Source organism: Sulfurimonas sp. HSL3-7 (assembly GCF_039645985.1).
Classification (GTDB): Bacteria; Campylobacterota; Campylobacteria; order Campylobacterales; family Sulfurimonadaceae; genus Sulfonitrofixus; species Sulfonitrofixus jiaomeiensis.
Window position 1 is genome coordinate 1,377,844 of the sequence record NZ_CP147919.1, and the last position, 22,111, is coordinate 1,399,954.

21 protein-coding genes are annotated in these 22,111 nt (G+C 47.3%); 8 read left to right on the forward strand and 13 right to left on the reverse strand.

The genetic code is table 11. The features are described 5' to 3' along the window. Positions 1 to 51 precede the first annotated feature (51 nt). The 4 genes from WCY20_RS06950 (at position 52) to WCY20_RS06965 (ending at position 3,302) form a co-directional block, all read left to right on the forward strand. Positions 52 to 585 carry a hypothetical protein gene (locus tag WCY20_RS06950; RefSeq protein WP_345978101.1) on the forward strand — a complete coding sequence of 178 codons (534 nt, stop codon included), beginning with the start codon at positions 52 to 54 and terminating at the stop codon, positions 583 to 585. A gap of 132 nt (positions 586 to 717) precedes the next feature. Continuing rightward, on the forward strand, positions 718 to 1,482 hold the full coding sequence (locus tag WCY20_RS06955) for a DUF3137 domain-containing protein (protein WP_345978102.1): 765 nt from the start codon (positions 718 to 720) through the stop codon (positions 1,480 to 1,482). Positions 1,483 to 1,854: 372 nt separating this feature from the next. Then, positions 1,855 to 2,808, forward strand: coding sequence for a hypothetical protein (locus tag WCY20_RS06960; RefSeq protein WP_345978104.1), 954 nt, complete (start codon positions 1,855 to 1,857; stop codon positions 2,806 to 2,808). Continuing rightward, positions 2,805 to 3,302: an NUDIX hydrolase gene (locus tag WCY20_RS06965; protein WP_345978105.1), complete on the forward strand. Its 498-nt coding sequence runs from the start codon at positions 2,805 to 2,807 to the stop codon at positions 3,300 to 3,302. Before WCY20_RS06960 ends, WCY20_RS06965 begins: the two co-directional genes overlap by 4 nt. 115 nt (positions 3,303 to 3,417) lie before the next feature. On the opposite strand, the gene ychF is transcribed toward WCY20_RS06965, so the two are convergent. Continuing rightward, a complete protein-coding gene (gene ychF / locus WCY20_RS06970) occupies positions 3,418 to 4,518 on the reverse strand; it encodes a redox-regulated ATPase YchF (protein ID WP_345978106.1) in 1,101 nt (366 codons plus the stop codon). 192 nt (positions 4,519 to 4,710) lie between these two features. Between ychF and WCY20_RS06975 the strand changes: the two genes are divergently transcribed. Continuing rightward, complete coding sequence (locus WCY20_RS06975) at positions 4,711 to 5,361, forward strand: transglutaminase-like cysteine peptidase (protein ID WP_345978108.1); 651 nt, start codon at positions 4,711 to 4,713, stop codon at positions 5,359 to 5,361. Beyond that, on the forward strand, positions 5,358 to 7,280 hold the full coding sequence (locus WCY20_RS06980) for a LapD/MoxY N-terminal periplasmic domain-containing protein (RefSeq protein WP_345978109.1): 1,923 nt from the start codon (positions 5,358 to 5,360) through the stop codon (positions 7,278 to 7,280). The genes WCY20_RS06975 and WCY20_RS06980 overlap by 4 nt, the downstream gene beginning before the upstream one ends. Positions 7,281 to 7,336: 56 nt before the next feature. Here the strand turns inward: WCY20_RS06980 and WCY20_RS06985 are convergent, their stop codons facing one another. From WCY20_RS06985 to folD, 8 genes are all read right to left on the reverse strand, one after another. After that, the gene (locus tag WCY20_RS06985) at positions 7,337 to 7,960 is read right to left on the reverse strand and encodes a methyltransferase domain-containing protein (RefSeq protein ID WP_345978110.1); all 624 of its coding nucleotides are present in this window, start codon (positions 7,958 to 7,960) and stop codon (positions 7,337 to 7,339) included. A gap of 36 nt (positions 7,961 to 7,996) precedes the next feature. Then, positions 7,997 to 9,433, reverse strand: a complete 1,437-nt coding sequence (locus WCY20_RS06990; protein WP_345978112.1) for a leucyl aminopeptidase — start codon at positions 9,431 to 9,433, stop codon at positions 7,997 to 7,999. Between the two features lie 112 nt (positions 9,434 to 9,545). Next, a complete protein-coding gene (gene trpB / locus WCY20_RS06995; RefSeq protein WP_345978114.1) occupies positions 9,546 to 10,745 on the reverse strand; it encodes a tryptophan synthase subunit beta in 1,200 nt (399 codons plus the stop codon). Then, complete coding sequence (locus WCY20_RS07000; RefSeq protein WP_345978116.1) at positions 10,745 to 11,293, reverse strand: adenine phosphoribosyltransferase; 549 nt, start codon at positions 11,291 to 11,293, stop codon at positions 10,745 to 10,747. Before WCY20_RS07000 ends, trpB begins: the two co-directional genes overlap by 1 nt. A 2-nt stretch (positions 11,294 to 11,295) precedes the next feature. After that, on the reverse strand, positions 11,296 to 11,733 hold the full coding sequence (rpiB, locus tag WCY20_RS07005; protein ID WP_345978118.1) for a ribose 5-phosphate isomerase B: 438 nt from the start codon (positions 11,731 to 11,733) through the stop codon (positions 11,296 to 11,298). Between the two features lie 18 nt (positions 11,734 to 11,751). After that, the gene (locus WCY20_RS07010) at positions 11,752 to 12,429 is read right to left on the reverse strand and encodes a site-2 protease family protein (RefSeq protein ID WP_345978119.1); all 678 of its coding nucleotides are present in this window, start codon (positions 12,427 to 12,429) and stop codon (positions 11,752 to 11,754) included. Then, entirely contained in the window at positions 12,416 to 13,234 is an 819-nt protein-coding gene (gene lepB / locus WCY20_RS07015; protein WP_345978121.1) for a signal peptidase I, read from the reverse strand. Before lepB ends, WCY20_RS07010 begins: the two co-directional genes overlap by 14 nt. Beyond that, the gene (gene folD / locus WCY20_RS07020) at positions 13,234 to 14,088 is read right to left on the reverse strand and encodes a bifunctional methylenetetrahydrofolate dehydrogenase/methenyltetrahydrofolate cyclohydrolase FolD (RefSeq protein ID WP_345978123.1); all 855 of its coding nucleotides are present in this window, start codon (positions 14,086 to 14,088) and stop codon (positions 13,234 to 13,236) included. Before folD ends, lepB begins: the two co-directional genes overlap by 1 nt. Before the next feature lie 61 nt (positions 14,089 to 14,149). On the opposite strand from folD, the gene WCY20_RS07025 reads away from it, so the two are divergent. Together WCY20_RS07025 and WCY20_RS07030 are read left to right on the forward strand one after the other, a co-directional pair. Continuing rightward, positions 14,150 to 14,503: a cytochrome c gene (locus tag WCY20_RS07025; protein WP_345978125.1), complete on the forward strand. Its 354-nt coding sequence runs from the start codon at positions 14,150 to 14,152 to the stop codon at positions 14,501 to 14,503. Beyond that, on the forward strand, positions 14,493 to 15,425 hold the full coding sequence (locus tag WCY20_RS07030; protein WP_345978126.1) for an aldolase/citrate lyase family protein: 933 nt from the start codon (positions 14,493 to 14,495) through the stop codon (positions 15,423 to 15,425). Before WCY20_RS07025 ends, WCY20_RS07030 begins: the two co-directional genes overlap by 11 nt. Here WCY20_RS07030 and WCY20_RS07035 read toward each other — a convergent pair. The 4 genes from WCY20_RS07035 to WCY20_RS07050 form a co-directional block, all read right to left on the reverse strand. After that, positions 15,412 to 16,620, reverse strand: coding sequence for a TolC family protein (locus WCY20_RS07035; RefSeq protein WP_345978128.1), 1,209 nt, complete (start codon positions 16,618 to 16,620; stop codon positions 15,412 to 15,414). The two genes, WCY20_RS07030 and WCY20_RS07035, sit on opposite strands and share 14 nt — an antisense overlap. A 148-nt stretch (positions 16,621 to 16,768) precedes the next feature. Beyond that, complete coding sequence (locus WCY20_RS07040; protein WP_345978130.1) at positions 16,769 to 19,915, reverse strand: multidrug efflux RND transporter permease subunit; 3,147 nt, start codon at positions 19,913 to 19,915, stop codon at positions 16,769 to 16,771. Beyond that, positions 19,916 to 21,106: an efflux RND transporter periplasmic adaptor subunit gene (locus tag WCY20_RS07045; protein ID WP_345978132.1), complete on the reverse strand. Its 1,191-nt coding sequence runs from the start codon at positions 21,104 to 21,106 to the stop codon at positions 19,916 to 19,918. A gap of 132 nt (positions 21,107 to 21,238) precedes the next feature. Beyond that, positions 21,239 to 22,111, reverse strand: a complete 873-nt coding sequence (locus tag WCY20_RS07050) for a hypothetical protein (RefSeq protein ID WP_345978133.1) — start codon at positions 22,109 to 22,111, stop codon at positions 21,239 to 21,241.

A 22,111-nucleotide genomic window follows, 5' to 3' on the forward strand; every position in this document is an offset into this window, starting at 1 on the left:
GCATATACCTATACATTAAACAGTAAGATATATAGCGAATGAGGAAATCATATGCAAAAGATGTTGATCTGCTTCGCACTTTTTCTGATATCCGGCACGTTTTCTACACTACAGGCCGAAGGTTTTGATGCCGGTCTTGGGTTCGCACTTGTTAATCCCGGTGCATCGGAGGGATCGGACAAGGGCTTTGATATACAGCTCGGATATGAGCTGCCTGAAATTAACAGCTGGTACTTTGGCACACAGCTGCATGCGATCAACGGCTTGACATCCAAGAGCGATGTTGATGACGAGAGGGCAAACGGTTCTGAGGGGAACAGTATCCTGGCCTTTGACTCGCAGGCACTTTATCTTACTGCGCGCCCGGAAAATTGGTGGGTCCAGTTCAATGCCGGCATGGTCCATGCCAACTATTATACGTTAGATAAAGATGCGAGCAATATCGGGACAGCTGTAGGTATAGGCGTTATGGTGGGTTCTGAAGACTTTCGACTGCACATGTTTGACTTTCATTGGTATCAATTCGGCGGTGACAGTTTCTTTGTCTATTCGTTCTCGATATTTTTGGTACCGGGTGCAATGTAGCTTGAATCATTGTTCGCAGTCGCACAAATATGAAGATAACCGGGCTTTTTGAATTTAATAGAATGAGAGGGCTGTTTATCTATCAAAGAAACAGACATGCGATTCATCTCAATAATTACATATGGGGCAGTTTTGAAAAATAGAACAAAGATCTACAACTATTTTACTGCATACATAGAACCGAAATTCTATGGCGGTGTAACTGTACGGGACCGGCAGCGAATCGGAAGCCTGCTCTTTTTATCGGCATTTCTGGCCGTGTTTGTGATGCCGTTTGTCTGGGCAGGCGTCGATGTTTACACGGGCAGTTTTGATTTTGATGAAGTATTTCAAAGATCGACAAAGATCTTCTTTATCGGGTTCCCGTCTCTTTTTGTAATCTGGTTTCTTTTTCTAAATGAAAAAAATATTATCCGCACATACCAAAACAAGGTTGTTACACCATTGCTCCGTGAGTGGGACGCCAGTCTTGTCTATGAACCAATGAACGGTGTCAGCCATGAGGAGTTGCTGAACTCCAAGTTTATATGGCGTGATACGTTTACTCTGCAAAGCAATAATCTGATCTATATACAAGAGAATGATTCCCGTATTAAACTTGCGTACGCTGTGGCATCTCATTCCATTGGCGGAACGGGTGGCCGCAGCTATACCGATTTTGAAGGTCTCTTTACCGTTGTCGAGAACAGTTTTCACACAGACGGTTCTATTTGTATTTTGTCAACTGCCGCACAACGGCATTTCGGGTATTTGGGCAAAGGTTCACTGCATAGCCATCATAAAGACCTGAAAAAGATCTTGATGGATGATCCGTCATTCGATAAACACTATGCGGTATACACGGACAATGGCACTGCTACAGGTCGAATTTTACGTCAAAATGTTTGGAGAGGTTGACATTTCTTTCAAGTCAGAGAGGCTGGGGTGTCTTTGTTACACTCATTGACAAAAAAATATATATAGATTTTGAAGTAAAAGACCAAGGATTGTCGTTTCGTTTTTTTCATCCCGATTATGTCAATCTACTTAATAGGCAAGGTTATACTTTCGAACTTATAGAAAAGAGTTTTGACATGATTACTGAGGTGAAAAATATTATCGGTCTGCTGCAAAAAAAGTGAATTTCAAGAAGCGATGTGTTGGAAAAAAGTAAAAATATGCAATATAGGATATGCCTCAGTGCAGTAAAATATTTATTTTATGAATTCAGATTTATTCATATACATGTAGGGTGTTACTAGTTATAGTTATCATCAAGAGGTGATTTATATGTTGTTTAAAGAAAAAATATTTTTGTCGAATTGTGATTCCGTGAGGGAACAACCTTTAAATGAAGTGCGAAAAAGGATGTTGATTGGATTGGTATTTGGAGATGGTGTGATATTGTCTCCCAATATTGTATTTGACAGTCTCGGCGTGTCGAGTGTATTGGAACAAAAAAATGTAATAAAATTTCTTAATGAAGAAGGCTACGGTAACTTTGTTATCAGGGGTCTGAATATTGAAAATACTAAGTCGTTTGCGGAATACTTTGAAAACCTGCCAAACACGTACAAAGTTTCCAGCTTTAATGGTAAAACAAAAGGCGAATTAACAAGCAGCGAATTGCAAACACTAAAATATCAAATACATACCCTTGATAATGTTATCAAAGAAGTTAACCCAAAATATGAAAATGCCTCCATCGTAACAAACAGTCTAACTTTGGAGATACAGAAAAGATTGTCTGATTTAGAGCAGAAGAAGGGATTGTATGGAAGCTATTTTTTCAATAATGAGGAGTATCTGGACTTTCTGTCTAAATCCCAAAAATTGATCTCCAGATCCGAATGGTACCAATTTTTAAGTGATTTTTTTAAGAATGAACTACTAAAAATCAATACCATAAAAAATGAAATCATCGACCCCGCCTATAATTCACTGTTTATATACAGCGGCGAAGGTTTTATTCAGGACAATATAAAAATGTTAGATAAAATTCCTGCACAGATATTATCTGCCGGTGTCACATTCAATGCATTAAGAAATGAAATAGAATTGATTAAATACGCATACGACAAGTTTGAGTTCATATCGACATTGGGCCAACTGGAATTGGCAAAATTTATCACAGGTAAAGCGATAAGTTTTATTGAGGACGAAATGTTGTCATTTTCATCTCGCAAAAACTGGTATGGTCTCTATCCGAAACTGGCGACGAAAATGGGGTTAGAGGTAAAATGAAAGAGATTGTTTATAAAAATGCGTGGTTTTCAGTTTTAAAAGATGGCAGATGGCATTACTTAATTGAAAAAAACTCAGACAATGGTGCCGTAATATTGATGTTGGAAGATAATGAAAATTTTATTTTTGTAAAAAACCATAGAAAAGCTATAGGTAAAACAGTGATTGAATTGCCTAGAGGGTATGGCGAAGACAATGAAAGCAGTGCCGATACCGCAATACGGGAAGCATATGAAGAGACAGGGTATAAAATCGATAAAAAAAAGATAGTGAAACTTGGAACTATTAATCCCAATTCTGCAATATTGTCTTCAAACATCGATATTTATTTTGCACATGTTGCACAAAACGACAAAATCAAAGAGGCGGATTCAGAAGTTTTAGCAGTAGTTAAAATACGAAAAGATGATATTTTTCATTATATAAAAGACGGCAAACTGCAAGATTCATTTACATTATCTGCCATCAGTCTATATCAGGCAAAAAATCTGTAATAAATCCTTGTAGAAACAGCGAATGGACTTTACACGTATCTCACTTTGATCTTAAATAGGAAAATAAGAACTGGAATACAAATGGAAAAAGTCCATTTGATCTTTACGTAAACTGTTATACGTTGAAGCGGAAGTGCATGATATCGCCGTCCTGGACGATATAATCTTTACCTTCAAGACGCATCTTGCCGGCCTCTTTGGCACCGGCTTCGCCGCCGTTGGCGATAAAGTCCTCGTAGCTGATCACCTCGGCGCGGATGAACCCTTTCTCGAAGTCGTTGTGGATGACGGCTGCCGCTTTCGGTGCAGTGGTATTTTTGCGGATCGTCCAGGCGCGGACCTCTTTGACACCGGCCGTAAAATAGCTCATCAGGCCGAGTTTGTCGAACCCTTTCTGGATGATCTGCGCAAGACCCGACTCTTCGACGCCCATTTCGCCGAGGAATTCGGCCGCCTCTTCGTCGGACATGCCGACAAGTTCCTCTTCGAACTTGGCGCAGAGCTTGATCACTTCACAATTGTTCGCTTCGGCATGCGCTTTGACAGCCTTGACGAAGTCATTGTCTTCAAGCAGGCCGTCCTCGTCGACATTGGCACCGTACATGATCTCTTTTGCCGTAAGGAGGCGGAGATCCTGGTTGAGTTTGGCGAACATCTCGCTGTCGGCTTCGGGATAGTTACGGGCAAGTTGGCCGTCGGCAAGGTATTCGGCCAGCTCCTGCGCGAACTCCATCAGTGCTTTGGCGTCTTTATCAGCCTTTGCCTGTTTTTTAAGGCGTTCGATGCGGTTGTTGAGCGCTTCGACGTCGGCGAGGATCAGTTCCGTCTCAATGATCTCGATGTCGCGGATAGGGTCGATGGAGCCTTCAGTGTGAACGATATTCTCGTCTTCAAAACAGCGGACGATCTGCAGGATCACCTCTGTCTCGCGGATGTTGGATAGGAATTTGTTACCGAGCCCTTCGCCCTTGCTGGCGCCTTTGACCAGACCTGCGATGTCGACAAAGTCGAGTGTGGAGTGCTGAATACGCTCAGGATTGACGATCTTGGCCAGTTCATCGAGACGTTTGTCCGGTACCGGTACGACCGCTTTGTTTGGTTCTATCGTACAGAAAGGGTAGTTTGCAGCCTCTGCATTTTGCGCTTTAGTCAACGCATTGAAAGTAGTTGATTTTCCGACATTTGGCAGACCGACGAGGCCGATAGCTAAACCCATAGTGATTCCTTGTAGATAAAAAGTTGTTTTAATGGCGCAATTATACTCAATCTAGCTTCAAAAAGGGGGTTGACTTAATCCAAAGTGCGGTAAGGGTTTTATAGACGTCGCTATAACGGCTGTATAGATCCCACGTTAAAACTGCCTATTTCAGAAGCTCTAAACAGTACTTTTGTGCTAGTATATAGCCTGATGAAAGCTTTATTATTGTTTTTTGTTTTTTTATTGATCTTATTGTTAAAAGCCGATGAAACCGATGCCGGCAGACCCTATGTCGACGATGCATTGCTAAAGCGAATAACGGTAAAATACAACCAAAATGCTCAAAAAAGATTTGAAAATTTACAGAAGATTTTAGACCGCGTCAAATATGCTGATGACGTCAAAAAGCTCTCTGTGGTGAACAGGTTTTATAACAGTGTCCACTACGGCTCCGATATGGAGATCTATGGGGTAAAAAATTACTGGGCGACGCCTTGGGAATTTTTAGGTCAAAACAGAGGCGATTGCGAGGATTATGTCATTGCTAAATATTACGCATTGATCTACCTTGGTGTCGATGGCAAGAAGCTTTTCTTCACTTATGTCAGACCCAGGAATTCTAAAATACCGCACATGGTTTTGACCTATTTTAAAACGCCGCGGAGCGAGCCCCTGGTTTTAGATAATAATAGTGAGAGGGTTATACCCGCATCAAAACGTACAGATTTGACACCGATCTACTATTTTAACGGTGATACGCTTTATAAGGCAAGGGATGATAGTATCGGTCATCAAATCGACTATCGGTCGCATAAAGAGTGGGAGATACTGCAAGACAATATGAAAAGGAAAAAAATATGACACTTTTTAAGCAGACGGCTGCTGTTCTTATGCTCTTGATGGTGGCTATTGTTGTCACTGTTTTAGTGCTTAACTTTGCAAGCGCCAGCAGTGCTGCAGAAGATGAGTTGTACCAGGATGCAAAAAATACGGCAACGTCGCTGAGCCTCTCTCTTGCTACCACAGATGGTGATACGGTGATGTTAAAGACGATGATCGAGGCAAATTTTGACAGCGGGCGTTACCATCAGATACGCCTGCTTGATGTTGACAACAACACCATTTGTCATCAAATTATGAAGCCGGAGCGTGTTTCGACACCGGCGTGGTTCTTGGCATTAATCAATATAGAAGCACCGATCGCCTCGGCCAACGTATTTACCGGATGGAAACAGATAGGTATACTGCAGGTACAAAGTGACAGCAGTCGCATCGAAACCCGGCTTTACGAAATATTTAAAAACCTGATGCTCTCCTTCGGGTTTATTCTTCTGTTCGGATTCGTGGCGTTATATGGTCTTTTTTTGATCGTTCTACGACCGCTTGGAAGGATTCGTCAACAAGCCGAGTCTATTATCAAAAATGAGTTCATTATTCAAGAAAAGATACCGCGCACTAGGGAGTTTAAAGAGGTGGTATTGGCGATTAACCAGATGGTGCTTCGGCTGAAAAATGTTTTTGTTGAGGCCAATAGAGAGATGAAACGACAAAAAGAGTTGGCCTATCTTGACCCGATGACACAGATGAAAAACAGAAAGTTTTTGACAGAGCATTTTATGGACTATTTTGTAAAAGAGACAAATTCGTATGAAGGTACGGTGTTGTTGTTAGAGTTGAACGGTGTCGATGTAATGCAGATAGGGTATAAAGCAATGGAGACTCTTTTTGTGAAAACGGCAGAGATCTTAACGCATGAGACGGCTGGTTTCGAAAACAGGATGCTGGCACGGCTGAATGAAACAGAGTTCTTTCTCTTTCTACCCGGTATTTTGGGGCAGGACACTTTGGAAATGGCTCATAAAATCTCTGCAACCATTGAGCAGGAGATCGCCGCTTTGAACATTGACACAAAACAGACGTACAGTGTTATGGGGCTCTATGAAAACAGTAAAAAATGCACGCTTTCAGAGCTTCTAATGCGTGTTGACACCGTTCTTGCCGTTGCGAAGTTCCAGTACAAAAATGTCTATTTCAACCAAGGGACAAGCAGTTCAAAAATTTTAGGCAAAGATGCTTGGCGGGAAGTTGTCAATTATGCCATTGATCATAATACATTTGATTTTAAATTACTGGATGTCATCGACAGTAAAACGGGACGCCGTCGCTATTATGCGCTTGACGTTGTCCTGAAGGCAGCAGATGGAAGCCGTTACAGCTATGACCACTTTATTCCGCCTACAGCACAGATAGGTCTTTGCTCACGCATTCATCACAAAACCATACAGATGCTTTTTGAGAATCCTCCGCATCAATTAAAAGGCAATACCTGTAGCTTTAAAGTGTCTATGAACAGCTTGGAGAGACAAAAGATGTACGAAGAGCTGTCTGCATTTTTTGAAACACACATGGCTGGCTTGCCGTTTAAGATGGTCATTGAAATCCCTGATAGAGTTGCCGCTAAAAACCTTAACAAAATCCTGCAGTATAAACAGCTGTTTGAACGCTACGATATAGGTATAGCATTGTATGATTTTATCGGTGAAAACGAAAACTTCAATTATCTGGAAAAACTGCACCCCGTCTATATAAAAGGCGATATGAACTACTTTTTAAGTCAAAGCGACCAATCATTATTAACACTGAGGCTTCTTACTGAGAGCATAGGCAGCACCGTCATCGCCTGCAATGTTCCCAATGAAGAGGCGGTACAAAAACTGTATGAAAAAGGGATTTTTCTGATTCAAGGTGAAGGCACTGAATCAAATCTGATAAACGCTTGATTCTTTCCGGGTCGGCTGAAGCCGTTATGTTCTCACTCTCTTTTATCCATGCTTGCTTAGAACAAACCCGAGTAGTCATCATCCTCGACCAAAGGGACAAAAAGAAAGCCGGGGTGCTCCTCTTTCTGCAGTGAACCGTCAAGGTTCTTGATGACTTTGAATATACTGCTCTGCAGAGGAATGACCATCGTTCCGCCCGGTGAAAGCTGATCGAGCAGCTGCTGCGGCATTTCGTCAGCAGAACAAGAGACCAGTATCTTGTCAAAGTGTTCACCCTTGAGCCCCAGCGTCCGCCCGGCTTTGTGAAGGGTGATGTTGTTGAAAGGGTATTTTGCAAGATTGCCTTTCGCGAAAGCAAGGAGCTCTTCATGGCGTTCGACGGCATCAACATGTTGGCAGACCGATGCCAACAGGGCCGTAGTCCATCCCGAGCCCGATCCTATGTCCATGATACGGTCGACAGGCTGCGGCTGAAGCAGTTCAAGCATAAAGGCAACGGTGTAGGGCTGTGATATCGTCTGCTCGCACCATATCGGCAGAGCACAGTCCTCGTAGGCATCCTCTTTGAAGGGTGGCAGAACAAAATCCGCCCGGTCAACCCGTTCAAAGGCTTTGATCAGTGAGGGCGTCTCCAAGACCCCCTCTGCAATGAGCGACTCGATCATACCTGTCCGGCTCATGGCAATCTCTCTGTAGACGCTTTACGGCTTCTGAAGCTACTTTTCAATCAGGGAGTACAGAAATTTCACGGTCATGCGCACACCCGCACCGGTCGCACCGTGTTCGTAGACATCCCAAGGGCTCTCGGTGTAGGCAGGTCCTGCTATATCGAAATGCATCCATTTCTGTTTCATCTCTTCGGTGATAAAATGGTCCAAGAAGAGTGCTGCGGTAATCGCACCGCCGTAAGGCTTCGATCCGATGTTGCAGACGTCGGCAATATCACTTTTGATCAGCTTCTTGAGATGGTCATTGAAGGGCAATGTACCAAGCAGCTCACCCGAATCCGATGTTGCTTTAAATAGATCATGCTTGAGTTGATCGGAGTGGCCCATCATGCCGGTTGTATACGGCCCGAGAGCGACCATGCAGGCACCGGTCAGTGTGGCATAGTCAAAGAGGTAGTCCGACTTCACCTTGTCCTGTGCATACGAGAGGACGTCGGCCAGGACAAGACGGCCTTCGGCATCGGTATTGCGTACTTCAATGGTGGTGCCGTTACGGGCTTTCAAAACATCGTCCGGTTTGTAGGACGAACCGTCGATCATGTTTTCAGCGGTACCGATAAAGCCGTGCACTTCAACAGGGAGTTTTAACTCACTGACCGCTTTCATCATGCCGAGAACCGCACAGGCACCCGCTTTATCCATCTTCATGGTCACCATCGATGTGGCAGGCTTGAGACTCAGCCCGCCGCTGTCGTAGGTCAGGCCTTTTCCGACCAGCGTGACGCATTTTTCAGCGTTCTTTGGTTTGTAGGCAAGGTGGATAAGGCGCGGTGGATGGGCAGAGGCGCGGCCGACAGCCAAAATAGCCTCCATCTTCTCTTCTTCCAGCGCATTTTCATCAAGGATGTAACAGTCAAGACCGTTGTCGGAAGCGAGGTCTTCAGCGATGACCGTCATCGTGGCCGGTGTGAGGTCCTGCGGCGTCGTATTGACCAGTTCACGGGTGAAGTTGGTTGCTGTCGCAACAATAAGTGCATCGTTAAAATCTTTTTCAAGCGTTTTAAAATCGAATGCATCGCTGTTGAAGTTGTCATTGGAGAAGATGACCTCTTTCAAAGCGACAGGCTTTGGCTTTGATTTGTACATCCTGAAGCTGTAGCCACCCATCACAAAACCCTCAACCAGCGCAGCGACGTTGTTAAGAAAGTATTGTGCCACTTTAAGTGAGCTGTAGTTAAAGGTCTTGACCTTTGTAATGACGGCTGCGGCAGCTGAACGAAGGGATGCAGCGTCGTACCCCTCGATACCGCAGACGGCCAGGGCACTCTCATGCAGGATGCAGAACTCATCCTGTTCCGCCTTAAAACCTGTCTTGGAGAGCTTCTCTTTGTATTCGCTCGTCTCCAGACTCTCTTTGGTCAAAAAAAGTACTGTAAGTTCGGCACTGATCGCAGATAGTGGTTCGTTTTTCAATATGACTTGCATTGATGCTCCATGGTTTTATATAGTAGTTTAAATAGTATTCTAACCAATATTCTTATGAAGTAGAGAAAGAGGGTGCTTAAAAAAAGACAAGGTGAGACGTACTCACCTTGTTTTAGTCAAAGTGGAGAAGCTCTTTGGCCTGGATCATGTCTTTGTCGCCGCGGCCGGAGAGGGTGACAATGATGAGTTTGCCGTCGATGTTTTTCATCTTTTTCAGGTAAGCAATGGCGTGTGAACTCTCAAGTGCCGGGATGATCCCCTCTTTTTGCGAGAGCCATACAAAGGCCTCAAGTGCCTCCTCGTCCGTTATATTGTCATAGGTGACATTGCCCTGTTCTTTGTGAAAGGCGTGTTCCGGTCCGATACCGGGGTAGTCGAGACCTGCAGAGATGGAGTGTGCTTCGATGATCTGACCGTCACTGTCTTGAAGCAGATAGGACATCTGGCCATGCAGCACACCCGGGCGCCCCATCAGAAGCGAACAGCCGTGTTTGTCGGTACCGACACCGTGACCGCCGGCCTCTATGCCGATGCATTCAACCTCTTCGTCTTCGAGGAAATGCTGAAAGGTCCCGATCGCATTTGATCCGCCGCCGATACAGGCGATAACATGGTCAGGCAGACGGTTCTCTTTCTCAAGTATCTGTTCGCGCGCCTCTTTGCCGATGATTGCCTGAAAATCGCGAACCATCATCGGGTAGGGGTGCGGGCCGGCAACCGTGCCGATGATATAGAAGGTGTCGCGCGCATTGGTGACCCAGTGGCGGATAGCGTCGTTCATCGCGTCTTTGAGGGTCTTTGAACCGCTCTCGACCGCATGCACCTTGGCGCCGAGCAGTTTCATCCTGAAGACGTTGAGCTCCTGTCGTTTGACATCTTTGGCACCCATGAATATCTCGCATTCTAGACCGAGCAGTGCGGAGATGGTTGCCGTTGCCACACCGTGTTGACCGGCACCTGTCTCTGCGATGACCTTTTTCTTGCCGAGACGCTTTGCCATCAGTCCCTGTGCAATGACGTTGTTGACCTTATGTGCACCGGTATGGTTCAGGTCTTCACGTTTAAGGTAGATCCTGGCGCCCAGCTCTTCGGAGAGGTTGTGGGCATAGTAGAGCGGCGAAGGGCGGCCGACATAGTCTTTCAGATAGTAGTCGACCTCCGCCCAGAAATCTTTGTCGAAACGGATCTTTTTGTACTCTTCGTTAAGTTCCAGAAGAGCCGGCATAAGGGTCTCGGGGACATAGCGTCCGCCGAAGATACCGAAATGGCCGTTTTCGTCCGGATCAAATTTAGACGGGGAAGGGATATACATTAATCAACCTCTATTACGCTGTAGACAGCGGTATTTTCTTCAAGTTTTTTGATGCCTTCAAGGAAGGTAAGCCCCATGATAAAACAGGCTTCGACACACTCGGCGCCGACTTTGGAGATAAGTGTGGATGCCGCCGTAGCAGTTCCGCCTGTAGCAATCAGGTCATCAATAAGCAGTACACGTGCATTTGGTTTCTCAGTAAACGCATCAATATGGATCTCGACTTCATCGATACCGTACTCCAAAACATACTTTTCAGAGACGGTCGTGTACGGGAGTTTGCCTTTTTTACGGATCGGCACAAACCCGATACCCAGATCGCGTGCCAGTGCAGAACCGAAAATAAAACCGCGCGCATCGATACCAGCGACGTAGTCAAGCTCATAAGAGCGGTAGCGCTCATACAGGTGGTCCTGCAGGGTTTTAAAAGCTTCCGGGTTGTTTAGAATGGTCGTTATATCTTTGAAAACGATGCCCGGTTTCGGAAAATCGGGGATATCACGGACCGCCCCTTCGATAATGTCGCGCTGCTCTTTGCTCAGTTGCATGCTTATCCTTGAATGGCTTCGATCTTTTCAACGCGACCGCAGTGGCGACCGCCTTCAAATGTACCCGCTATCCACGCGTCGATGATCGATTCGGCAACACCCGGCCCGACAACACGTTCGCCGTAGCATAGCACGTTGGCATCATTATGGGCGCGTGCCATTGAAGCTGTATAGGCGTCATGGCAAAGTGCCGCGCGTATGCCGTGAAATCGGTTGGCCGACATACTCATGCCGATACCCGAACCGCAGATCAGGATACCGTGCGCCGCATTGTCGTCTAAAACACTTTCGCACACTTTGACCGCATAGTCGGGATAATCCACTCTCTCTTTAGAGAAGGGTCCGAGATCTTCAACGTCGTGCCCTTTGGCGCGAAGCATCTCTACAGTTAGGTCCTTTAGATCGATTCCTGCATGATCGGTAGCAACATAAAATTTCATTTTTTTCCTTTGTTATATTTAAGTAAGTAATAACTGCAATACGAACTGTACCGGCATTAAAAGCACATATTTGTGTATCGGGGTGACCAGGACAATCAGCACAATGATCATGCCGTATCGTTCCATCTTGTAAAACCACTCCGCAACAGCGTTAAAATGAAATTTTAGCGCAAGATACATCAAAAAATGGGCACCGTCAAACTGCGGTATAGGCAGAAGGTTGAAAACCCCCAATACAACATTGATGACAACAAGCTGCATGACAAAGAGATACGCAAATATGTAGAACAGCGTATCATTCATAGTCGGTTGCGACATGCCCAATAAGAGGGCAGAAGCCAGGGCCGCGACAATGAAGTTGTAGGTGATACCGGCTAGGCTGACCTGCATGGCAGCGTTGAAGCCGCCGCTGTTGACAACGGTTCGGGTGTTGATCGGCACAGGTTTTGCCCAACCGAAGAGAAACCCACCGTCCGAACCGAATAACATCGGGATGAAATACATCAAGGCCGGAACAAGGATAGAACCGACTGGATCGATATGAGAAATAGGATTAATGGTAAGGCGTCCGGCGTTTTTTGCAGTCATATCACCGTACTTGTAGGCAACCCAGCCATGCATGATCTCATGGCCGATAATAGCAACCAGCAGCGCTAAAACAGACGCAGCTATCTTTAACAGATCAATAAAGTCCATGATCGTTTTTGTCTTGTTCGATACGTTCGGCTACAGCTTTATCAAGGTATTCCGCCTCTTCAAGGTCGGTAGGGGTTTTGCCGATGCGGTCCCAGCGGACAATGTAGTTGTCATCCATGCTGAAGTAGACAAACCACGGTGTCCCTTCAACGAGTCCGTAAGGGACGGGTCCCCAGAAACGGCTGTCGTTAGAGTGGTCACGGTTGTCGCCCATCATAAAGAATGTACCCGCTTCAACACGTATGGGACCGAAGTTGAAGAGCGGCTGCGGGTAGCGCCCGTTGTTGATGATCTTCTCATCGTGATGGATACCGGGATGGTTTTTGGCGTAAGGGTTTTTGACCCAGAGCTTTCCGCCGAATACCATCAGCTCATAATCGCTGTAGTTCTCTTTAATGAACTGATCGCCTTCTCTTGGGTGCAGGAAGAGATCCTTGTTCAGGATAAAAAGCTCATCATCAGGCAGGGCCACACAACGCTTGACATAGTGCAGACTCTGGTTGTGCGGATAGCGGAAGATCACAATGTCACCGCGCTGCGGCGTATCGCCGTCATAGATGTGGCCGTCTGTACCCGGGATAACGGGGATCTCCAGAAACGGAAGGTGGGGTGTGGGTATGCCGTAGGCAAACTTTTTGGCAAAAAGATGGTCACCGACAAGCAGGGAGTCTTTCATCGAACCGCTGGGAATACGGAAGGCCTGGGCAATAAAAAAAATGATAAAAAGAACGATGATGATCGTTCCCGTCCAGGAGTTGGAAAAGCGGTAGGCTTTGCCCGCCGCGTTAAATATTTTTTGTTTCATTAACTCTCTTTAGCGTGTGCCTGTGCGGCACGAAGGGTGTTTTGCAGAAGCATAGCGATCGTCATCGGACCGACACCGCCCGGGACCGGTGTGATGAAAGAACATTTAGACGAGACATTCTTAAAGTCGACATCACCCACAAGCTTGCCGTCTGGCGCGCGGTTGATACCGATGTCGATGACGATAGCGCCCTCTTTGACCATGTCTTCTTTGATCAGGTTGATGACACCGGCTCCGACAAGGATGATATCGGCGTTCAGGGTACAGGCTTTAAGATCTTTGGTATAGATATGCGTGATCTGCACGGTCGCATCGGCGTTTAAAAGCAGGGCGGCCATCGGTTTTCCGACGATGTTGGAGGCACCGACGACAACGGCGTTCATCCCTTTCGGATCGATGTTGTACTCTTTAAGCAGTTCCATCACACCCAGCGGCGTGCACGGTACAAAACCCTCAAGCCCCGTGGTCAAGCGACCGACATTGTACGGATGAAAACCGTCGACATCTTTGTTAGGTGCGACAAGCTCAAGCAGTTTTGTCGTATCGACCTGCGGCGGAAGAGGAAGCTGGATCAGAATACCGTCAATACTTGTGTTTTGGTTCATCATCTTGATGGTGTTTTCTATGGCATCTTGCGAGATGTCAGCCGGCATCTCATGCGTTACCGAGTAGAAACCGACACGGTCGCACGCTTTTTTCTTCATGCTCACATAGGCGTGACTGGCAGGATCGTTGCCGACCAAAATAACGGCCAGACCGGGTGTACGGCCTGTCGTCTCCTTAAGCGTTTTAGCATCGACTGCGACTCGGTCTTCTATCTTTTTTGCAAGTGCTTTACCATCAAGAATCTGCATTTATGCCCTCTACATTAAAATTGCGTTACTATATCGTCAAATATATTATAAGGTGCTTTGAATGAAGCGTTTGTCGGCATTTGCTGCTCTCTTTTTACTTTTTGATTCACTGCAGGCGGAAGTCTCGTTCATCACCGAAGCCGAGTATGCTTCGCAGCTTTATCACAGTCCGAGAGGCATCGGCTGTCATAAATGTCACGGTGACCAAGGCGAGGGCAGGCTTATCGCTTCATACAAAGACAAAGGCGAAGATAAAGTCTTCCATCCCCCGGCTATCAATCAGATCGGTTACGATGCCTTTGTCGACGCGATGAAAAAGCGCCAAAAAGGGATGCCGAGATACTTTTTGACCGCAAATGAGATCAAAGCACTCTTTTTTTATCTGCATCAGAAGGAGAGTGACAATGCTCATTAAAAATTCATCCATTATTGCCCAGGCACTTGAAGAAAAAAACCTCGATCTTCTCGATGAGTTCGTCTTTGCACAACGACGCACCCTTAACAGAAGCAGTGGCTACAAATCGCCTCTGATGCTTTCAGCCCACAACCTTAACCACATCAACAAGATACCGGAACTTCAGACCGATGCCGTTGTTTTAAATCTGGAAGACGGCGTTTCGGCTGAGCAGAAGCCCTTTGCACTGCGTCTGGTAATGTTGGCACTGAGCAACCTGCGTGAATCCGAAAAAAAGATCATCGTCCGTGTCAATGCCCTGGATGAGGGCGGTGCCGAGGAGATCGAACTGCTGAACAGTTTCAAACCCGATGCCATCCGTGTCCCCAAGGTCAAGACGCAGGCGGATGTGCAGCGAGCTCTGTCACTTTGTGATGATGATATCGAGCTGCATCTTTCCATAGAGACAAAAGAGGCGTGGTCAAATCTTTCTACACTGAAGCCGAACGGCAGGGTTACGGCATTTTATCTGGGTATTTTGGATCTTTTTGCCGACCTGAATCTCTCGCAGGATCTTATTCAGGTTGACAACCCTTTGATGCACCATATTCTGTCGCACTTTTTACTAACGGCCAAGACGATAGGAGTCAAACCGGTCTCTTTTGTCTATCAGGACTATAAAAACGAAGCGGATTTTCACGCCTGGCTGCGTCTTGAGAAAAAGATGGGTTTTGATGCCAAGGGGTGTATCTCGCCCAAACAAGCGGAACAGGCCCAGATGGTGTTCGGTATTGATGATGAAAAGATTGAAAGAGCGCGCTATATCGTCAAGTGTTTTGAAGAGAAACGTGCGCAAGGCGTTACAGGATTTAGCGACAAGCGATACGGGTTTATCGACGAGCCGATTTATAAAGGGGCGTTAGCTCTTCTCAACGCCCAATAGCACGTTCTAACGCGGCTAAGACGATGTAATAGTCATAGTAATACGAGACAAGGGTAGCATTGGCACTGATGTAGCTCTGTCTTGCTTCCTCAAGTTCGATATAATCCGAAAGTCCGTTCTCGTAACGCCGCTGTGCCTGGCCGAACTTCTCTTTCGCCGCCCTCGAGAGCGCCTCGGAAAGTTTGACGTTCGCTTCGGATTTGAGCAGGTTTATTTTGGCGCTGCTGGTTTCCTGACGGATGCGCAGTTTGGTTTCGTCATAGGCCGAACGTGCCTGTAGCAGCGCAATCTTAGCCTCTTCGGTTCTCGCAAGCGTACGCAGCCCGCCAAAGAGATTCCATTTCAGGTTGACGTTCGCATTCCACTGCTGTTGCGGTATATAACCCTGGAGTGCATCTTCGACACTGCTGTACTGGTAATCACCGCCGAGATAGAGACCCGGATAATACCCGCCCTTCTCACGCCGTACATTGCTTCGGGCACTTTTGATCTTCTGTTCAAAGTTTTTTAGCTCATAGCGGTGGGCATAGGCAAATGCCTCCATTTGCTCAAGTGACATTGATTCTCTCGGCAGCGAATCATAGAGGTTGTTTGAGATGTTCAGGTCGGGTATATAGACCTTACCTTCAACCGTCTCATAGATATTACCGATACTTTTGTCCAGCTGAACGTAGGCAAGTTTGACGTCATACGTCGCATTTTCATAATCGAGCTGTGCTTCGATGAGTCGGACCCGGGCATCGACGACGTCGATCTTGGTCCTGATACCGGCTTGAAAATACCGGCTGGCGCGTTCTAGCTGCTGTTCGGTCAGTGTGATGTTCTCTTTGTAGACCTCGATAAGACTCGTTTTGCGAAGCAGGTCGTAATAGTCTCTTTTTATAGTGTATATCTTGTTGGCTATCTCCTGACTGTAGGAAGCGAAACTGGCGTTGGTCTCCTGTGTATAGTAGTCGATCGACCCGCCGGTCTTGCCGAAGTCGTAAATAAGTTGTGATGCGGTAAGTTTGCCGGTTATGAGCTCTCCGCTCTCCCGGCCGCCCACGGCATTGATACCGGTCAGACCGGCGCCGCCATAGAGATCAACCTGCGGCAGATAATCGGCTTTTGCCTGATTCGTACGTTCTTTGGCGATCCCGACATTATCGCGGGAGATGTTGAGATCGGGGCTGTTAACGAGCGCTTTTTCGATCATTATGTCGATTGTGTATAGTCCGCTGTCAGCGTAAAGTGACAAGCTTGCAATGGTGAATAACAACAGTTTTTTAGGACTAGGCATTGCGCGATTCATCATTAGTGATCCCCTATATAGTGCTGCCGGCACTGTGTTGTAACGCTTGTCATCAGATAGACTCCCTTTTGGCGATCTCATCTTCGACGCTTATAAATTTTTCACGCATCGTCTCCAACAGTACGTAGAGTACCGGCACGAGTAGGGTGCTGACCATGGTCGCCGCCAGCATCCCGCCGAGTAGGCCTATACCGATCGACTTTTGCGTAACGGCACCGGCACCGGTACTAAAGGCCAACGGAAGCACACCAAACACAAAAGAGAGGATGGTCATCATAATGGCGCGAAAGCGCAGTCTGCCGGCTTGAATACCCGACTCGACGATACTTTTTCCGGATTCTCGAAGTTCTTTGGCGAACTCGACGATAAGGATCGCATTTTTGGAGGCGAGGGCGATCAGGAGCACCAGACCGACCTGTGCATAGACGTTGAGCGGCAGCCCGGCCAGTTTAAGCGCCCCCATCGCTCCGATCATGACGACGGGAACGGAGAGAAGGATCATCAGCGGCAGGATCCAGGACTCATACTGCGCCGAAAGGACAAGAAACACGACCAGCGCGACAAAGATGAATATGACAGACTGTGCGTTACCCGCAAGTTTTTCCTGAAACGACATACCGGACCAATCGTATCCGTATGTGATCGGCAATACACGTTCAGCAATCTCCTCCATTGCGGCCATTGCCTCGCCGGAGCTGTGTCCAGGTGCGGCGGAACCGTTGATCTGAATGGATCGGTACAGGTTGTAGTGGGCGATGTTTTGCGGTCCCGTCCCTTCGTGTATGGTAACCAGTGCAGACATCGGCACCATTTTCCCCTGTCTGTTTTTGACATAAAGTTTGTTGATGTCGCTTCTATCGCTCCTGAACTCTTTTTCCGCCTGAACAAAGACCCTGAAGACCTTCCCGAACTTAGTGAAATCATTGATGTATAAAGAGCCAAGATAGGTCTGCATCGTTCCAAACAGCGTAGCGACGTCAACGCCAAGTGCATTAGCCTTTTTACGGTCGATATCGATCGAGTAGATAGGATAGTTGGGGTCATAGGTCGTAAATGCTCTTTCTATTCTCTGATCGGCGTTGGCTTGTTTGATGATCTCCTGCGTGTATGCCAAGAAGGTGTCCACATCGCCCGACAGGTAATCCTGAACCCTGAAGTCAAACCCGCCGACGCTGCCAAGACCGGTAATCCCCGGCATATTGAATGCAGCGACGTTGGCATCGGAAATATGGGCTGTCCGTTTAAACACCTCTGTGATGATACTCTCGACATCCATTCCCGGTGCCGTTCTTTCGTCCCAGGGAGTCAGCGTCAAAAACATTGCGCCGGCGCTGCCGTCCAATGTCTTTGTGACGACGTTATAGCCATCGAAAGCGACGACATCAGAGACACCGGGAATACCGGCGACGATTTCTGCGACCTCTTTGCGGACATCGACGGTACGCTCGATGGAGCTGCCCGGCTTAAGGTTCAGCGCGACCATCATGACGCCCTTGTCTTCAGCAGGGACAAACCCCGTCGGTGTCGTTGCAAACATGTAATAGATGAGGGCCAGCAGTCCGAAAAAGAGAGTCAATACAACATATCGGGCTTTGACGAGCAGGGTGATGGCGGCTGTATATTTGTCGGTAAGCCAGGAAAAGCCTTTTTCGAATAGCCGGAAACCGACAAAGACCTTTTCATCAACACCGCGTCTTTTGATGATGATCGCAGCGATAGCAGGTGAAAGCGTCAGTGCATTGAGCGATGAGACCATGACGGCGAACGAGATCGTCAGGGCGAACTGCTGATAGAGTGAACCGGTGATACCGGGCATCATGGAGACCGGGACAAAAACAGCCACAAGAACGAGCGTCGTCGAGATGATCGGACCGATCAGTTCTATCATTGCCTTCTTGACGACTTGAGGCAGCGTGAGATCAGGTTCCCTGTACATGATGACTTCGACATTTTCAACGACCAGGATGACGTCGTCGACGACGATTCCGATGGCGAGGATGAGACCAAAGAGCGTCAGGAAATTGATAGAAAAACCGGGTACGATGTACATGGCGACAAAGGCCCCGACCAGCGAAACCGGGATAGCAACCGCCGCGATTACAGTCGGACGCCATGACTGCAGAAAGATGTAGATGATCATAATGACCAACAAGACGGCGATAAACAGGTTGGTGACGACGTTGTCAATAGCGACGTTGACATACTTTGTCGTATCGTAGGGGATAGAGTAGGTGATACCCGCGGGGAAACGGGATTTCACCCTTTCCATAACCTTGCCTACCGCTTCACGGATCTCCAGTGCATTACTGCCGGGAAGCTGATAGATGCCGACAAGGCCGGTCGGTTTTTTGTTCAGGATTGCATTCCAGTCATATTTTTCAGCACCCAATTCAACACGTGCAACATCGCGCAGGTAGATCAAAGAGCCGTCTTCCTTATATCTGATGACGATCTCTTCAAACTCGTTGACTTGCGTCAGACGCCCTTCTGCTGTCAGAACATACTCGATCTGCTGATCACGGTACGTCGGCGCAGAACCGATCTTTCCAACAGCAGCCTGCTTGTTCTGGGATTTGATCGCATTGATGATGTCATCAGGTGTCAAGCCCAGGGCAGCGATCCGGTCGGGGTTAAGCCAGATACGCATCGCGTATTTCTTCTCCCCCATGTTCTCGGCCTTTCCGACACCGGGAATACGTTTCAACTCATCAAGAATATTAATGTTGATAAAGTTCGAGAGGAAGGCATCATCAAAACGTTCGTCGCCGTTGAGTGTGACCATACAGACAATATTAGGGCTCTGTTTGTCAACGACAACACCCTGTTGTCGTACTTCAGCCGGAAGAGAGGGGGTAGCAATTGAGACCTTGTTCTGCACATCGACTGCGGCGATATCAAGGTCATAGCCGGGCTCGAAATAGACCGTTATGATGGACTGGCCCGTCGAGGTACTGGACGAATCGATGTAGATGGATCCCTGTATGCCATTTAGCTTGTCTTCGATAGGGCGAGTGACAGACTCTTCGACTGCGTAGGCATTTGCACCGGTATAGGTCGCTGACACCTGAACGGTCGGCGGAACAACGTCGGGAAACTCTTGTACCGGCAGTACGACCATGGAGACAAGACCGCCGACGATGATAAGCAGCGAGATAACCATCGCAAAAATAGGACGTTTGATAAAGGTTACGGAAAACATCTACTCTGTGACCTCATCCGGAATGAGCTTGTGCGCTTTCATCACGGCCACGATCCCTTTTGTTTCGGTGACATCCGTCGGTTCCAGCAGTCGGCCGTCTTTGACCTTCATCAAGCCGGAGATGACAACGCGGTCGCCGTCGTGAAGCCCCTCGGCAATACCGGTGTAATAGCGCGATGAGTAATTGGTCGTGACACTGGTCCGTTTTGTCGTACTGTCGGCGTCGACCGTATAGACGAATTTACCCAACTGGTCTTCAAAAACAGCCTGCGGCGGCACCATGATAAAATCAAATTCATCGGTGACAAAAACATTGATATAGACGAAGGTGCCGGGATAAACGGAGCGCCCTCTATTGTCAATGGTTGCCCGCATGGAGATGGTTGACGTCAAAGGGTCAACGGTGTTGTTAGCAAAATCGACATAGCCGTCAAGACGTTTGCGTTTCAACACATCTTCACCCTGACCGCGGACTTCGATAAAAGCAGGCAGCTTTTTACGCGATCGGAATTTGTAGATCTTTTGCACGTCACTTTCTGAAGGGCTGAAATACGCGTAGATCTTGTCCGATTGAAGAATGGTTGTCAACAAGGTCGATTCGCCGTAACCGACCAGATTGCCGACATCGACGCGACGGGCACTGACCTGACCCGACACGGGCGCAGTGATGCGTGTGTAGCTGAGCGCGAGTTCGGCATTTTGGATAGCAGCATTGTCCGCCTCTACCGTTGCGAGAAGCTCACCGTATTTTGCCTCGTATTCCTCCAGTGTGGCGCGCGGGGCAAGGCCGTCTTTGACAAGTGGCCGGTAGCGGTTCATGTCGGCTTTGGCCAATGCAAGTGAAGCAAGGTCTCTCTGTTTCTTGGCTTTGGCGGAACGCAGATTGCTTTTGTATTCAGACTGTTCAATTAAGAAGAGTCTGTCACCTTCTTTGACATAGGCACCGTCTCTGAAATAAATTTTTTCCAGCCGACCTGAGACACGGGCACGGATCTCCTGGTCGCTGCTCGCCTTTGTCATGCCGGTATACTGCATCCAGAGCGGAAGTTTCTTTTTGTGGACAGTTACCGTCTCAACATTGAGCGGCGGCGGTGTTTTTGCTGCAGTCTCTGTTTTCTCTTCCGCGCAGCCGACAACGAAGAGTGAAACCGACAAAACAACGGAAATGGCAACTTTTTTAGGATGGAACATGATGATCCTTGAACAACTATTTCATACTGTATTAATCGTAGCTAAATAATTGTTAGGTATTCTTAAGTAACTCAATGAAAGTGGTGATTATCTATACAGTAAAGAGAGGATGACTTCGATATACCAAAGTGCTCAGTAACCTCTCAGGTAGTAGCCGACCTTGTATCGTATCAGTGTTTTCTGTTCGGGGCGGGGATATTTGCTGTAGGCGTACTCGATCGTCTCTTTAGTCGTATCATCCAAAATATAGAAATCGCTTTTTTCAACGAATTTTATCTCGGAAATGTCGCCGTTTGGATAGAGGTAGAACTCGACAATATTGGTGCTGTTAACGCGTAGATCGTTGGGAATGTTGACGCGTCCGACACGGTTCAGGACCTGCTGGGTGATACGGCGCATGATCTCCTGGTTGTCGAGGATATACTTCTGTTCGCCTGGACTCAGCTCGCCGAATGTCTCACCGTACGCCTCTTTGATGTCGGAGAGTAGTTTGCTTTCACGTTTGTTTGAACGCGTTGTCTGTTGTTTTTGTGCAGGCGTATCAACTTTTTTTGACAGCATTGAGTAGAGTTTACCGTGCTCTTTTGTTACGTTTTCATCTGTCTTGGCAACGGGTTCTTTGACAACAGGGATGTAGGGCTTTTCAGGCGGAAGCGGCTCGCTCTTCGGTTTTTTCGGCTCCGGTTCTTTCGGTTCGATTTTTGTCACCGGAGGCTGCGGCTGTTGCGGCGGTTTCGGCTCGTACTTCTTGAACGGTTTTTTCGTGATCTCTTTGAGTTGTTTACCTTTGGGCATGAGCTTCTGTTCCGTCGGTATCGCCTTGTTTTTAACAGCCGCATCTTTCTTCACCTCGGGACGCTCTTTCAGAGAGACTTTGATGCGGTGCTCTTTTGGAGGCTCCGTTTTCTCGGCAGCAGGCGTGTAAAAACCCAGAAGAACGAAGATGAGTATGATCAAAAGATGAAACATCAAAGCAATGAGAAAAGCGGCGGTTGAACGACTCAT

Excerpts from the sequence above, each read along its gene's own strand:
- trpB (WP_345978114.1), bottom strand. The coding sequence starts at position 10,745 with ATGTATATCCCTTCCCCGTCTAAATTTGATCCGGACGAAAACGGCCAT.
- WCY20_RS06965 (WP_345978105.1), top strand. The coding sequence starts at position 2,805 with ATGAAAGAGATTGTTTATAAAAATGCGTGGTTTTCAGTTTTAAAAGAT.
- WCY20_RS06985 (WP_345978110.1), bottom strand. The coding sequence starts at position 7,960 with ATGAGCCGGACAGGTATGATCGAGTCGCTCATTGCAGAGGGGGTCTTG.
- WCY20_RS06950 (WP_345978101.1), top strand. The coding sequence starts at position 52 with ATGCAAAAGATGTTGATCTGCTTCGCACTTTTTCTGATATCCGGCACG.
- rpiB (WP_345978118.1), bottom strand. The coding sequence starts at position 11,733 with ATGAAATTTTATGTTGCTACCGATCATGCAGGAATCGATCTAAAGGAC.
- WCY20_RS06990 (WP_345978112.1), bottom strand. The coding sequence starts at position 9,433 with ATGCAAGTCATATTGAAAAACGAACCACTATCTGCGATCAGTGCCGAA.
- WCY20_RS07050 (WP_345978133.1), bottom strand. The coding sequence starts at position 22,111 with ATGAGTCGTTCAACCGCCGCTTTTCTCATTGCTTTGATGTTTCATCTT.
- WCY20_RS07010 (WP_345978119.1), bottom strand. The coding sequence starts at position 12,429 with ATGGACTTTATTGATCTGTTAAAGATAGCTGCGTCTGTTTTAGCGCTG.
- WCY20_RS07045 (WP_345978132.1), bottom strand. The coding sequence starts at position 21,106 with ATGTTCCATCCTAAAAAAGTTGCCATTTCCGTTGTTTTGTCGGTTTCA.
- ychF (WP_345978106.1), bottom strand. The coding sequence starts at position 4,518 with ATGGGTTTAGCTATCGGCCTCGTCGGTCTGCCAAATGTCGGAAAATCA.
- lepB (WP_345978121.1), bottom strand. The coding sequence starts at position 13,234 with ATGAAACAAAAAATATTTAACGCGGCGGGCAAAGCCTACCGCTTTTCC.
- WCY20_RS06980 (WP_345978109.1), top strand. The coding sequence starts at position 5,358 with ATGACACTTTTTAAGCAGACGGCTGCTGTTCTTATGCTCTTGATGGTG.
- WCY20_RS07040 (WP_345978130.1), bottom strand. The coding sequence starts at position 19,915 with ATGTTTTCCGTAACCTTTATCAAACGTCCTATTTTTGCGATGGTTATC.
- WCY20_RS06960 (WP_345978104.1), top strand. The coding sequence starts at position 1,855 with ATGTTGTTTAAAGAAAAAATATTTTTGTCGAATTGTGATTCCGTGAGG.
- WCY20_RS07025 (WP_345978125.1), top strand. The coding sequence starts at position 14,150 with ATGAAGCGTTTGTCGGCATTTGCTGCTCTCTTTTTACTTTTTGATTCA.
- WCY20_RS07030 (WP_345978126.1), top strand. The coding sequence starts at position 14,493 with ATGCTCATTAAAAATTCATCCATTATTGCCCAGGCACTTGAAGAAAAA.
- WCY20_RS07035 (WP_345978128.1), bottom strand. The coding sequence starts at position 16,620 with ATGATCGAAAAAGCGCTCGTTAACAGCCCCGATCTCAACATCTCCCGC.
- WCY20_RS06975 (WP_345978108.1), top strand. The coding sequence starts at position 4,711 with ATGAAAGCTTTATTATTGTTTTTTGTTTTTTTATTGATCTTATTGTTA.
- folD (WP_345978123.1), bottom strand. The coding sequence starts at position 14,088 with ATGCAGATTCTTGATGGTAAAGCACTTGCAAAAAAGATAGAAGACCGA.
- WCY20_RS07000 (WP_345978116.1), bottom strand. The coding sequence starts at position 11,293 with ATGCAACTGAGCAAAGAGCAGCGCGACATTATCGAAGGGGCGGTCCGT.